The following is a 14,060-nucleotide window of genomic DNA, read 5'->3' on the forward strand; positions in this document are numbered from 1 at the left end:
CCGTAGGCATTACAATGGATTCATGAATATGCACATACCCACATTTGATACGGATCTGCATGCCAATTCCAATTTTAACGCAGACAATATCTTTTTCTTTCAATGCGGCAATACGATCAAAAGGGTATCTGAAGTGCTCTCAGCGCACGGCAAATCCTTAAAGACATCAGGAGCCAGCAATGGGCAAACCATTGCAGGTTGCATTTCTACAGGCGTTCACGGTTCGGGTCTAGACGTAGGATCTGTGCAGGATTATGTAGTTGGACTCAATATTATCACAGGTCCTGATCCGCAGGATAACATCTACTTAGAACCAGCAAGTAAACCAGGGCTTAATGATGCATTTGCACAAAAAGTGTCTGGACGCATTATCAGAGATGACGAGATCTTTAAAGCAGCTTTGGTGAGTTTGGGTAGTTTTGGTTTTATTCATGGAGTGGTCATTGAAGCAGAGGATCGTTTTTTGCTGAATCGATATGTGCAAAAAATACCCAAGAAGTTGGCATTGGAGTTGTCCACTACTATGGACTTCGCTAATAGCGGTTTCAGTATACCGCAAGAGGTAGACTCCAATGGTAAACCCGATAGACCCTATCATTACAAGGTGTTTATCAATCCGTATTCCAAGGAAACCGACTACGTAGTCGAGGTGATGTATAAAAAGCCTTATCAGACGCCCTATCCAGATCCCTTTCCAATCATTAAAGAATCGATCTATCGGGACTTGATCTATGTGTTTATCAAGATCGCTGAGAAATTTCCTAAAAGTATTCCTTGGCTTATTAAACGTCTCAGAAAGACCATCTTACCTCTGAATGACCTTGAACGTGTGGTTACCGGAACGCTGCCAGAGATCTTCTGGGATGCGCCATATCAAGGGGCTGCCTTTGCTTGTTCCTTTGGAGTAGACCATAAGGATTCTGCAAAAGCACTTCAGGTATTGACTGACCTAACCGTTAATGAGGGTCCAATACCTGGTATTTTTGCGATGCGCTTTGTAAAACGATCAGAAGCAACCATGGCCTTTACCAAATTCCCAATCACGTGTATGCTTGAAATTGACGGCGTATTGTGGGAGCCTAACCGACGAATCATGAGCTTGAATCAGTACGGCAAGCGGATGATAGAAGAACTCAAAAAGCACAACATTCCCTTTACAATCCACTGGGGAAAGAATGCGGACTGGGACAATCCGGGCTTGGTAGAACATATGTTTGATGATGCTTCAATTAAATCTTGGCAAAAATCACGAGCAGCGCTCTTGAGTCCTGAGATGCAGGAGCTCTTTAGCAATCACTTCTTAAGTGATATTAAACTCAAGGATCAAATCGCATCTCCAGTAATTGATCCTACTGATCCAATTACATAAAAAAAACCCCGCGAATAGCGGGGAATTTCCTTTTGGGTAATTTTAGCGATGAATCGCATAACTGCTCGCACGGGCATATTCTACCAATTTGAGCTTGAGCCATTCACGCGTCTGATCCCAATCTTTGTTGTGAACAAAATTTAACTTGAGTAATAGTCGCTTCATACGGTGAGGTTAGCGTGTTATACAGTCTTTACCACTGCAAAATGCAGCGATATAAGGATCAGCACGAGTAGTTAAAAGGAATTGGTGGCGATTATAGCCTAAGTAAGCGTCAAACTTTGAGGTATTTAAAGGTAAGAATTTTCTTCGGATTTAAAAACTTAAAACCAACTAATCGATGAGTTTAATGTTTATCCGTTAAACGGCTTAAATTGATAATTTTCAGGTCCCTACAGCAACTCTAGCAGGAGTGGTTTCCAGTATAATCACCTATAGAAATCCTGCTTACAATGGCTATTTTGGAGGCTTATAGAGAATCATGTCAGGCTTCAATTCCAAGACAATCATCGTCCATTTAGCTTTTGTTTTTGCGTTGCACTCATGCTTTGCTCAGGAAGGTTCGATGCCCTACAGTCAGCATATAAAAGGTTTGGAAATCGGCGTAAGCACGGGCTATAGCTGGCTAAACCTTGAAACGGGACGAGCTTTGCAATTTGATACCAATGATCTAACTCAAAACCAAATTACAGTCAATAAGCAGGCTTCAGGAATAAATCAAAAATTTGACCCGTCTAAAGCTCAAATTGGTCTTTTCGCAAATTGGAATTTCTCCAATCGGCTTAGCATTGGGGTTCAATGGAATTTCCTGCAACAGATCGAGTATCGCGAGAGTGCGTTTATCACACAGTCTTATTTTGATTCCAGAGGTGAGATCTCTGTTAACAATAGTGGACGCTATGCGTTTGGTTCCACAACAGATATCAATGTACTCTGGCTGAGTTTTAAATGGAGTCCGATCACTTTCAATCTCAGTAAAAACCAGTTGAGCATTTACTTTAAAGCTGCCGCTGGAAGTAGTTTTTATTCTTTGTCCAATCGCATACCAGATGCTTTTTTTAGTTTAGACTTTATGTCGCCCACAGCCTTTGGAAACTTTCGATTGGGTCCTGGGGAGATCGTCAACCAAAATTTTAATCAGCAGGCATGGGCCTGGCAAGTAGGAGGAGGTTTTAGCTTAAGATCAACCGTAATTCCTGGAATTCGTCTTGGTCTGTTCTATAGTCGACTAGGAAGTTTTATTCAGCAGGACGTTTCTCCTGCAGAGCTCTTTGTTTTGACGGCCGTAAACTCTCAAGCGAGTGATCAATTCATAAATATCTCATCAAGCGAGCAAGCACGATCCTTAAGTTCTCTTACTTTAGCGATTGAGATCTTTGCTTGGTAACAAAAAAACCCCACCAAAAGACGAGGTTTTTATAACTCCTAAAAATCCTTACGACTAAGAATTCTTATAAAGTGGCGGGTTTATCGTAGGAATAGAACTGCCGTCGTTACCTTGCAAGTGAAGGTTTGGCGCCAAGAATCGCACTTGTGTATGCTTTTCATCTTTTTGTATGGTTGCATCCATCACAATACCGAACATGCTTCCAGAAACTGAATAGTCGTATTGCGTGTTTTGAATAGTACCCTTATACTCAAAACGCTGGGTTTTGTTCACCAATTCCATCATGGTATCGATGATCTTAGACTGCTGTTCACGCGTTAGTCCCCAGGAATCCATGGTGTGGGTAGTTTGGCTGTATGAAGAGTGGCTTCCTCCTCCGGAGAAGAATAAAAAGAAACCGCGACCACCGCTAGATGTCTTTTTTGTTAGTTGATCGTACTCGTGCTGTTTTGAAGCTGTTAATAGGCTGCGGATCAATTGATCCAAAGCATTTACATTCTCAGGAGTTACACATTGCATGTTCAGGGTAAAGTCCACATCAACATCTGCGTGAGCAGGAACAGTGTAGGTTACTCCAGAAACTTGTCCTTGGCCATAAGCCGTTACTTGAACACCGTCTGTAGCAGAAACTGAATTGTCAACTGAGTTTGCAAAAACTGTACTTAGATTACTCATAATTATATAGGATTAGAATTAATAAACAATCGAAATACGAACTGTGAAATGAAAGGGGAGTGCGGGGAAACGCACAATTCGAAGGGGATTTCACTTTGAAATATGATGCTAAACTAGTTGATAGCTTTTCGGGATGCATCCGTAGAAACACGCGATTTACCAAAAACGAAGAGATCATTGTTAATCAAAGAAGAACTTTGACTGCAAAGAAGGGCTTATTTTTTGTAATTTTTAATGCACTAACCAAAAATCAATTCCCATGTCTCGCATCTCCTTTATTTCGAGTCTTCTTTTCTTATTGCTACTTACACCTCAATGGGTTTCAGCTCAGGATGATGATGTACTTAAAAAATTAGAAGAAATAGCCATCATAGATCAAAAGGTCATGATGCCCATGAGAGACGGAATCCGTTTGGCTACGGACATTTACAGACCAAAGACTGATGAACCCGTGCCAATTATCTTTTCTAGAACCCCTTACAACTTCAATTCGTGGGGTGATGGAAAACAGCGCACAAGAACTGCGCAACGTGCTTATGAGGCAGTAAAACGCGGTTATGCCTATGTGGTTCAAAATGAGCGTGGTCGCTATTACTCAGAAGGCGAATGGGATATTCTTGGAGTTCCGCTAACGGACGGCTATGACGCCTTTAGTTGGATGAAAGCGCAATCATGGTCTAATGGCCGGATTGGTACTTATGGCTGTTCTTCCACAGCTGAATGGCAAATGGCTGTTGCAGCTTTGGATCATCCGGCGCACTTTGCAATGGTTCCTCAAGGCTACGGAGCAGGTGTGGGTCAAATTGGAGACATTACCGAACAAGGCAACTGGTATCGTGGAGGCGTAGAGCAGATGCTGTTCTTTAGTTGGTTATACAGTGTGGAACACGATAAATTCAAACCGAGAATTCCTGCGGGAGCTACTCAAGAAGATTTGATTCGTATTTCGCGTTTCTATGACTTAGCTCCGGAGAATCCTCCCGTAGATATGGCAGAAGCGCTTAGTCACTTGCCGATCCAAGATATCTTGGTTAACATCAATGGAAAGCGCGAGATCTTTGACAAAATGATCCGCAGAAAACCGAATGACCCGGCATGGTATGAAGGTGGCTTGTATCATGACAACATGGACATCAATACTCCAGGCTTCTGGTTTGCCAGCTGGTATGATGTTTCCATCACGCCGAATTTAGCGCTGTTCAACCACGTTCGGGCCAATTCTAAGGCCGCGGATATTAGAGATAACCAATATTTAGTAATCGCACCAACGCTACATTGCGCTTATACACGAGCAACAGAGAACACTATAGTCGGAGAACGTCCTATTGGCGATGCCCGTTTAAATTATGACGAGCAGATCTATGCTTGGTGGGACTTCTGGCTCAAAGGGGAGGAAACAGGTTTTAAAGACAATACCCCACGTGTTCAGTACTATACCATGGGAAGCAACAAATGGCAGGCTGCAGAGCAATGGCCGCCTAAAGACAGTGAACTCACTACTTTTTATTTAAACAGTGGGGGAAGTGCCAATACGCTAAATGGAGATGGAATTTTGACAACCAAAAAACCGCGAAAGGACAATCCGGATACTTTTACTTATGACCCGATGGAGCCTGTAATGAGTTATGGTGGAAACGTTTGCTGTACGGGCAATGCTGTAAAAGGCGGAGCCTACGATCAGCAGTCTATGGAAGAAAATCCAAATATTTTGGTGTATACTTCTGAGGTATTGACCCAGGATACAGAGGTCACCGGTTTTATTGAGTCTACGCTTTATGTTTCTTCGGACGCGAGAGATACTGACTTCACCATTAAGCTTATTGATGTTTATCCCGATGGTCGTGCCTACAATTTGGATGAAACCATTCAGCGAGCCCGTTACCGTGAGGGTTATGACAAAGAAGTCTTTATGGAAGAAGGACAGGTTTATCAATTGGATCTAACTCCAATGGCCACCAGTAACCTCTTTAAAAAGGGGCATCGAATTCGCATTGAGATCTCTAGCAGTAACTTCCCGCGCTTTGCGAGAAACTTAAATACAGGCGGAAACAACTATGACGAATCGGAAGGATTAGTAGCTACCAATAGCATCCACCATAGCAGTAAGTATCCGTCTAACATCAAGTTGCCTATCAAAAAGTAGTTACCACCAAACTACAAATACCTTTTCAAAGGCCCCGTTTGGATGCTTGATCCAAACCAATGGCGCGGATTGTTGCTGATGAAATTCAGCGAGTCGTTTTTTAGCTTCTTGGAATGAAATCCAGTCTACTGCGGAATGCGGACTGACCAACCAATCGTGCTTTCTCGGAAAAAAGGATTTACAGGCTTTAAAAATGTCAAACCGATCAAGGGGTAAATAACTTCCATAAATACTGTCAGCATTTAAGGGCGCTACGTTTACCTCTTGTCTATAAGGCAAATAGAGTTGCGCTTTAAAGCAGACCAATTGCTGCATCTGATCAGTTTTGAGATTTAGTTCATCCAGATAGGCTTCAGTCTCTGGTTTGTAGAGTAGTGGAAGCTGTTTGTTTGCGAGTTTATTCAACTTTAGAACCAAAGAATCTCTACGGTTTGGACCTATCCAATGGTCCAAAGGGGTAATCCCTACCTGAGGATCATAGAGATAGAACTTATAGATGACCTCCAAATGAACAGGACGCCCATCAATGCTAAGCAAACAATCCAATTCTCCTAAGGTGAGTTTATCCCGCTGTATTTGAAGATTCTCAGCTAAGATCTCAATGTGATCATAAGCTTTAAGCTCCTCAGCTACAAAGCGTTCTACCAGGTTACCTAAACGGTATTTTCCATCTAGGGTTTGGTTAAAACGCGGTGTTGGGACCTTTTCTAGAGTCAACTGCTTCAACTGCATAGGTCCTGAACCCAACCATAAGGCTGGAGTGTTCAAATAACCCGCATACTGAAGTTGTATTGACATGAAAGGCGAAGTTATTGGAAATCTATCAAGGGTGCTCCTTTAAATCCTTAAATTTACAAGATGCATCATGTAATTATTACCGGCAGCACCGGAATGGTAGGGAAGGGCGTACTCTTGGAATGTTTGGATTCTGAGCAGATCGCTTCGGTTTTAGCGATCAACAGATCCTCCTTGGGAATGGCACATCCTAAGCTCAAAGAGCTGTTACTTCCAGATTTTATGCAATTGGCAGAGCATCGAGAAATGCTGAAAGGATACGACGGCTGCTTTTTCTGTATGGGTGTTTCTGTGGTTGGGCTCAACGAAGCTAAATACACAGCCATTACTTATGATATAACCAAGGTCTTTGCTGATGTGCTTTTTGAATTGAATCCTAATTTGGTTTTTAATTACGTCTCTGGAACAGGTACTGATAGCACTGCAACGGGACGTGTAATGTGGGCTCGAGTCAAAGGAAAAACAGAAAACTACATTCTTGAAAAGGGATTTAAGGACGCTTATGCGTTTAGACCCGGTATGATCATCCCGGAGCGTGGAATCAAATCAAGTACAGGCTGGTACAATGCAATCTATGTCATTTTACGCCCATTTTTTGGCTGGCTCAAAAAGTGCTCGAATATCACCACAACAACAAAGCTCGGAGAGGCTATGATTGCGAGTCTTACCGCAGATCAACTTAAAAAGCATCTGGAGAATAAGGATATAAATGCCTTGGCAGAGTCAAGAGCCTAGAATTAGCGGGAATTCCCTAATTTTAAGTAACAACCAACTACAATTACCATCATGTCAGATCGCAGGTCGTTTCTAAAATCCGCAGGGCTAGCAGCACTTTCATTGCCTCTAATGTCTTTTGATCAAACTCAAACTTGGACTTTGGAGCCGTTACAAATGCCATTTAACGACCCAGAAGCGTATTGGAACATGATCCGCAAGCAATTTCCGCTAAAAGAAGGGCAAACCTATTTTAATAACGGAACCATGGGGCCCACGCCTGGGTATACTATAGATGTCATGATAAACCATATGCTGCATTGGAATAAAGAGGCTGCTACAATTGATTATAAGAATGGATCCGGGCCAGAGTTGCTCAGTGGTTATTTTCCCTATCAGGAATTGAGAGAACAGTTGGGGCAACTTATAAATTGTGATTTTAAAGAGATTTCTATCACACAAAATGCCACTTTTGGTATGAACTACGTGGGGATGGGCTTAGATCTTATGGAAGGTGACGAGCTTCTCAACACAAACCAAGAACACGGCGGAGGTTTTGGAGCTTGGCAAACACTCGCTAAGCGCAAAGGATGTATCTATAAACAAGCCGTAATGCCAATGCCTGCAAACGATCCGCAACAGATCTTTGAAGCGGTATTCAACGCGGTGACCCCTAGGACTAAGGTAATTGCCATTCCACATATGATTTCTGTTTATGGGACAATTATGCCCGTAAAAGCGATTTGTCAAGAAGCAAAAAGACGTGGCATATTCACTGTTTTAGATGGAGCCCAGTGCGTTGGTCATATCGATGTAGATGTTAAAGATATTGGCTGTGATGCCTATTACAGCAGTTTGCATAAATGGTTGTTGGCACCTCCAGGGAGCGGCTTGCTCTATATCAATGAAGAAGTGGTCAATACCATTTGGAGCACCATTGCAAGCTACAATTGGGACAATCAAGAGGACCACGGTTTTCGATTGATGCAAAACGGCACAGGAAACCCTGCACAAATAGCTGGTTATGCTGCTGCATTGGAATTCTATAATGAGATAGGACACCAAAGATGGACAAATCGTATCAAAGAATTGGGAGTTTATTTGCGCAATGGTCTGAAAGAGATGCGTCATGTGAACATTCACTCTTCTACAAATGAATCTATGGCCGCTGGAATCACCACCTACGCCGTTAATGGATTTACAGGGCCCGAACTGCAGCGAACTCTTTGGGAGCGTGAACGTTTACAGCCTCGTTCTGTAGGCAAAGAACTCTTGAGGCATTCGGTGCACATTTATAACTCAAAGGCTGAGATTGATAAAGCATTACAGGTAATCGAGTCCTTGGCTTAAGACAAAATTTAACAAGATTCTAAGAATTCTATTTTGGCGCTGACTTGATCTGTGGCGTATTTTTAGCCTACAACAAAACAACCATTAATAAATACTGTTCTGCAAATCAACCAATTTCTGTAACCCCCGAGAACAGTTCAATTGTCATTAACTATGAAATCTTTTTTAAAAATTGGAATGCTTTTGGGCATGTTGGTCGCATTGATCACACCGCTACAAGCACAAGAAATTAATTCAGGCACTTTTAGTGGCTTGGAATTGCGAAACATTGGACCGGCTTTCACTTCAGGCCGAATTGCTGATATTGCCATACATCCAGAGAATGAGAATGTCTGGTATGTTGCTGTGGGATCTGGCGGGGTATGGAAAACAGCAAACTCAGGAACCACCTGGAAACCTATTTTTGATGGACAGACTTCGTTTTCTATCGGATCGATTGCCATTGATCCTTCCAATCCACATACCATTTGGGTGGGTACAGGTGAAAACGTAGGTGGTCGTCACGCTTCTGTTGGAGACGGAATCTATGTAAGTCATGATGATGGCGCCAGTTGGAGCCATATGGGACTTAAAAAGTCGGAACACCTTTCCACCATTATCATTCACCCTGAGGATTCCAATACTGTTTGGGTGGCGTCTCAAGGGCCACTTTGGTCTTCGGGTGGAGAACGTGGAGTTTATAAAACTACGGACGGCGGAAAAACATGGAACCGCACCTTAGGTGATGATGTCTGGGTAGGCGCTACAGATATTGTCATTGATCCGCGCAATCCAGATGTGCTTTATGCAGCCACTTGGCAACGCCACAGAACGGTAGCGGGTTATATGGGCGGAGGTCCTGGAACAGGCATATATAAAAGTACTGACGGAGGCGACACTTGGAATGAACTCAAAAAAGGAATTCCAGGTTCAAACAAAGGAAAAATTGGTTTGGCGATTTCTCCTTTCAATCCAGATGTGATCTATGCTGCCATTGAGCTGGATCGCAGAAAAGGAGGCCTTTTTATGTCATCCAACCGCGGAGAGAGCTGGAGCAAGCAATCTGACGCTGTATCTGGAGGAACCGGGCCACACTACTACCAAGAGCTATATGCTTCGCCTCATCATGAAGGCAAGTTGTTTTTAATGAACAATTATGTACAGATCTCAGACAATCATGGAAAGACCTTTTACACCATGAATGAGCGCAATAAGCACGTGGATAGCCACGCCATGGCTTTTAAAATGTCTGATCCTAACTATGTATTGTTCGGAACGGATGGTGGGTTGTATGAAAGTTTTGACCTGACCAAGAGTTGGAAGTATGTCAGAAACTTACCAATAACTCAATACTTTAAAGTTGCTGTAGATGATACTGCTCCATTTTACAATATCTATGGAGGAACCCAGGACAACGGATCTCATGGTGGACCTTCAAATACCTTTAGCTCCGATGGAATATCCAACCGCGATTGGTGGAAGACCTTAGGGGCAGATGGACATCAGTCGGCTATTGAGCCTGGAAACCCTAAGATTACTTATGGAGAATTCCAACAAGGAGCACTTTGGAGAATCGATCAAACCACGCGTGAAACGGTGTTCATTCAGCCTCAACCAAGAGCTGGAGAGCCTTTTGAGCGTTTCAATTGGGATGCACCAATCTTGGTGAGTCCGCACAACCCGACACGTTTGTATTTTGCCTCGCAACGCGTTTGGCGCTCAGACAATAGGGGAGATGATTGGACCCCAATTTCTGAGGATCTAACCTTGAATCAAGACCGATTGACCTTAGACTATTACGGGAAGTCTCAGTCTTGGGACAACGCTTGGGATGTCTTGGCCATGTCCAATTACAATACCATTACCTCTTTGGCAGAATCTCCTCAACAAGAAGGCTTGATCTATGCAGGTACTGATGACGGTATCATTCAAACCACAGAAGATGGTGGACAAACCTGGCGAAAGTTCACTTTGAGCTCCATCAAAGGCTTAGGTGATGTTCCATTTGTCAACGATGTGCGCGCCGATCTATTTGATGCCAACGTAGTCTACGCCGCTGTAGACAATCACAAATATGGAGATTACAAGCCTTATGTACTAAAAAGTTCAGACAAAGGAAAGACCTGGAGTATTATAAGTGGAGACCTTCCAGAGCGTCATTTAGTTTGGAGATTGGTACAAGATCACAAAGACAAAGACCTCATGTTTGCTGCAACAGAATACGGTATCTATTTTACCTATAACGGCGGAACCAATTGGGTTCAACTAAAATCTGGTGTGCCGACGATCTCCTTTAGAGACATTACCATTCAGCGTCGTGAGGACGACTTAGTGGGAGCATCCTTTGGTCGTGGATTCTTTATTTTGGATGATATTACTCCGCTGAGAAACTTCGGTGCTGATATCATGAATGCTGAGGCTACGATGTTCCCAACTAAAGATGCGCTTTGGTACGCGCCTTACAGCAAGGTCAGCAGTCAAGGAGACGCGCAATACAAGGCGAAGAACAGACCTTACGGAGCTCGTTTCACCTATTACCTCTCAGACAGCTTTAAATCTGCAAAGGCAGAGCGCAAAGCAAATGCCGATGAAGATGCGGAATTTGAAGGCTGGGATACCTTAGAGGCTGAGAAGAATCAAGACGGGCCCGCTGTTTTGCTGATCATCAAGGACGCGGCAGGAAACACAGTGAATACTATTAAAGGTTCTAACAGTAAAGGATTCAACCGCGCTAATTGGGAATTTAACTATCCAAACAAACGTGGAGAGCGTTTAAACGGTCGTGGCGATGGAATTGGCACTGGCTATATCCGAGCTACTCCAGGTCGTTACACGGTGACCTTAGTGAAGCGTGTTGATGGAGTTACAACGGTATTGCAAGGTCCTCAAGAGTTCAATGTGGTCGCTGCCTATGAGGGAGCAATACCTCGTAAGTCTTATGATGAGATGAATCAGTTCCGTGAGGAAGTATTCGCTTTCCAACAAGATATCAATGCTACAAATCTCACTTTGGACAATCAACTTAAATTGGTTGCAGCTATGAAGCGCGCTGCGAATAAAACTACTGCGCCAAATGATGCACTGCTAGCACAGATCAATTCGGCCCGATTGGAACTTTTGTCTATTGAAAAGGAGCTTTATGGAAACCCCATTAAAGATGAGATCGGGGAGCGTTCTAACCCAACGCCTAATGATGGTAATCAACTAGGTTGGGCAGCTTTTGGCAATACCTACGGTCCCACAGGGACCCATAAGGGTGCTTTAGAGAGAGCTAAAGGTCAATTACGACAAGTAAAGGGAAGATTAGCCAATGTAGTCAATAACACCATGCCAGCGATTGAGCGAGGCTTAAAACAAGCCGGAGCTCCTTGGGTAGAAGGGCAGGGGCTTATCGACTAAAACAAAAACAACTAGAAAAAAGAAACCGCCCTAGACCAGGGCGGTTTCTTTGTTAGAGTGCTAATGCGTTCAAGAAGAGGGTAGCGGCAATTCCAAAGCCGGCTCCCGAAATGAATATATTCCATTTCATATGCTCCCCTTTAATGATCTTGGTGTAGAACCACAGTGCGAGCATAAACAGAATGACAATGAAGATCTGTCCTGCTTCTATCCCCAAGTTGAAAAGGAAAAGCGGCATGACTATGCTGTCACTAAAGAGCATGAATTTAAAATTGCTTGCAAACGCTAATCCGTGTATCAAACCAAAGACTAAGGCAATCAAATACTTAAACTTGGCATCAGAGAATTTCCCTTCCTTTCCGTAATTCACAATATTTGCTATGGCTGTGATCATGATGGTAAATGGAATCAGGAGATCAATCAATTGAGGATTTGTTGGGATAAAATCTAAAGCACTTAAAATAAGTGTCCCACTGTGTCCAATGGTAAAGGCGGTAATGATCACCAGGACTTGTTTCCACTCAGAAAATTTAAAGGCTGCACAAAGGGTCATGACAAAAAGTAAGTGATCATAGGCATTGATGTCAACGATATGCTCCCAACCGTTGGAAAAGAAAATACTGTATTCTTCCATAAATATTGTTGCTATAAGGTTTTGGTGAAAATTGGATCGTATTTGGTACTCTCAAAGCTCTTGCTTCTCAATAAGGGCGGTAGTTTAAAGGTCATCCAATTAGACTGTAAATGCCCAAAAGATTCAAAAAGCATACTATTCTCTACTTTGATCTTGTCATTCTTCTTTAAGGATAGACCTTTGTTTTCAAAATGCAAGGTGAGCACATTGGCTTTAAGCTCTATTTCATAGTCTTTAATTTTAAACGGCAAGGTCTTACCGTTAATTTGGACTATAAACTTTTCTGTAAAGTAAGCTTCAATGCCTTTAATATCAGCATCGGTTAGTTTGCCTCTTTGTATGTTGGCTTGTAGAACACCGTTAATGGCTGGAGAGAAATCATCAATGAACACTTTACACTCTAACGACAACTTCTTGGCGGAATCATCATAGGTAAATAGTGATGAAGTAAGTTTGATAGGATGAGAAGCGGCGGTAATTCCAATATATCCCACAACCATTAACACTGCGTAGAGCAATGGTCTTTTCATAGTTTTAAGATGGGGGGTAATGTGTTTAATCATAATTGTTGGGCTAAAATATAAAATCTCATACAACCTCAGGTTTTAAAAGTATCTGCTTTGTATTTCAGGCTTAACTTCCGCTTCTCACAGGAAATCCCATTTGCGCCCAAACTAGGACTCCCTCATCAATGATTGCTGTATTTTGATAATCAAAGCATCTTAAGGTATCTCTGTAAATCTTAATAGCGGCGTCAATATCATCAACCCAAAGTGTAGTCTTATTTATTCCGGTTCCTTGGCCCAAGACAAAGAGCTTTGCTGGCTCCGGTTGCTCTTGGCAGCCAATGAAGAGTAAACACAAAAATAGGAGACCAAACAGTGGGGAGTCCTTTCGCAAATTGATCATTACGATTCTCAGTTGTATTATTAATGCAACATTGTTGCATTAAAGATAGTAATATTCACTAAAAAATCGGATCGATATTCTTGAACTTGATGAAAATTATTTTACTATAAAACTGAATAACAAGCGCTTAGACCATTATAATTTTAAGATGTTAATCTATAGACAATACTGTGTTTGGGTAACATTGTTTTGTACCTTAGAAAACAACTGAACAATAAATTTCCAATCATGAATAAAATTCTTCTCGTTTGCCTTGGCCTGTTGCTGGGTTCAAGCTCAGACAGTTTTGCTCAGAAAAGATCTAAAAACAAAAATGCGGACGATCCAGCGCCTATTGAATCCTTGAATATTTCAGGCCTTCGTTGGCGCAATGTAGGTCCTGCACTGACCTCTGGTCGAATTTCTGATTTTGCATTTAATCCAAACAACCCCTTTGAATATTACGTAGCCACTTCGGCCGGAGGCGTTTGGAAAACAGTGAATTCCGGAGTTACCTATGAACCCATCTTTGACGGACAAGGTTCGTACTCCATTGGCTGTGTAACCATTGACCCAAATAATACCAATGTAGTTTGGGTAGGTACTGGGGAAAACAACAATCAGCGTTCGGTTTCCTACGGAGATGGAGTTTACAAGTCAGAGGATGGCGGAAAGTCTTGGCAACATATGGGCTTAAAAACCTCAGAACATATTGGTAAGATCTTGG

The 14,060-nt window shown here is 42.5% G+C and carries 12 protein-coding genes and 1 pseudogene; 7 read left to right on the plus strand and 6 right to left on the minus strand.

The features are described from left to right. Nucleotides 1–1,369, plus strand: a 1,369-nt coding sequence (locus HRT75_RS11985) for an FAD-binding protein (protein ID WP_291187016.1), incomplete at its 5' end; no start/stop codon positions are given. A gap of 42 nt (nt 1,370–1,411) precedes the next feature. Here the strand turns inward: HRT75_RS11985 and HRT75_RS11990 are convergent. After that, nucleotides 1,412–1,534 (minus strand): hypothetical protein, encoded by a 123-nt coding sequence (locus HRT75_RS11990; protein ID WP_272832471.1) that lies wholly within the window; start codon nt 1,532–1,534, stop codon nt 1,412–1,414. A 316-nt stretch (nt 1,535–1,850) separates the two neighbouring features. Between HRT75_RS11990 and HRT75_RS11995 the strand changes: the two genes are divergently transcribed. Further along, a complete protein-coding gene (locus HRT75_RS11995) occupies nt 1,851–2,756 on the plus strand; it encodes a hypothetical protein (RefSeq protein WP_291187019.1) in 906 nt (301 codons plus the stop codon). A 54-nt stretch (nt 2,757–2,810) separates the two neighbouring features. On the opposite strand, the gene HRT75_RS12000 is transcribed toward HRT75_RS11995, so the two are convergent. After that, entirely contained in the window at nt 2,811–3,431 is a 621-nt protein-coding gene (locus HRT75_RS12000; protein ID WP_291187021.1) for a hypothetical protein, read from the minus strand. Between the two features lie 259 nt (nt 3,432–3,690). Between HRT75_RS12000 and HRT75_RS12005 the strand changes: the two genes are divergently transcribed. Further along, nucleotides 3,691–5,574, plus strand: coding sequence for a CocE/NonD family hydrolase (locus HRT75_RS12005; RefSeq protein WP_291187024.1), 1,884 nt, complete (start codon nt 3,691–3,693; stop codon nt 5,572–5,574). Here the strand turns inward: HRT75_RS12005 and HRT75_RS12010 are convergent, their stop codons facing one another. Continuing rightward, on the minus strand, nt 5,575–6,372 hold the full coding sequence (locus tag HRT75_RS12010) for a DUF1853 family protein (RefSeq protein ID WP_291187027.1): 798 nt from the start codon (nt 6,370–6,372) through the stop codon (nt 5,575–5,577). Nucleotides 6,373–6,432: 60 nt separating this feature from the next. Between HRT75_RS12010 and HRT75_RS12015 the strand changes: the two genes are divergently transcribed. The 3 genes from HRT75_RS12015 to HRT75_RS12025 all read left to right on the plus strand — a co-directional run bounded on the left by HRT75_RS12015 (nt 6,433) and on the right by HRT75_RS12025 (nt 11,811). Continuing rightward, nucleotides 6,433–7,104: an epimerase gene (locus HRT75_RS12015; protein ID WP_291187030.1), complete on the plus strand. Its 672-nt coding sequence runs from the start codon at nt 6,433–6,435 to the stop codon at nt 7,102–7,104. Nucleotides 7,105–7,155: 51 nt separating this feature from the next. After that, complete coding sequence (locus HRT75_RS12020) at nt 7,156–8,433, plus strand: aminotransferase class V-fold PLP-dependent enzyme (protein ID WP_291187033.1); 1,278 nt, start codon at nt 7,156–7,158, stop codon at nt 8,431–8,433. Between the two features lie 153 nt (nt 8,434–8,586). Continuing rightward, on the plus strand, nt 8,587–11,811 hold the full coding sequence (locus HRT75_RS12025; RefSeq protein ID WP_291187036.1) for a glycosyl hydrolase: 3,225 nt from the start codon (nt 8,587–8,589) through the stop codon (nt 11,809–11,811). Nucleotides 11,812–11,863: 52 nt separating this feature from the next. Here the strand turns inward: HRT75_RS12025 and HRT75_RS12030 are convergent, their stop codons facing one another. From HRT75_RS12030 to HRT75_RS12040, 3 genes are all read right to left on the minus strand, one after another. Further along, nucleotides 11,864–12,445 (minus strand): HupE/UreJ family protein, encoded by a 582-nt coding sequence (locus tag HRT75_RS12030; protein ID WP_291187038.1) that lies wholly within the window; start codon nt 12,443–12,445, stop codon nt 11,864–11,866. Between the two features lie 11 nt (nt 12,446–12,456). Further along, entirely contained in the window at nt 12,457–12,975 is a 519-nt protein-coding gene (locus HRT75_RS12035) for a DUF6702 family protein (protein WP_291187041.1), read from the minus strand. 103 nt (nt 12,976–13,078) lie between these two features. Continuing rightward, nucleotides 13,079–13,354, minus strand: a complete 276-nt coding sequence (locus tag HRT75_RS12040) for a hypothetical protein (protein ID WP_291187044.1) — start codon at nt 13,352–13,354, stop codon at nt 13,079–13,081. A 228-nt stretch (nt 13,355–13,582) separates the two neighbouring features. On the opposite strand from HRT75_RS12040, the pseudogene HRT75_RS12045 reads away from it, so the two are divergent. Continuing rightward, nucleotides 13,583–14,060, plus strand: a pseudogene (locus HRT75_RS12045) (glycosyl hydrolase); the annotation flags it as partial.

The sequence above is a fragment of the Gilvibacter sp. genome, from assembly GCF_013214815.1.
In the GTDB taxonomy this organism is placed as follows: Bacteria; Bacteroidota; Bacteroidia; order Flavobacteriales; family Flavobacteriaceae; genus Gilvibacter.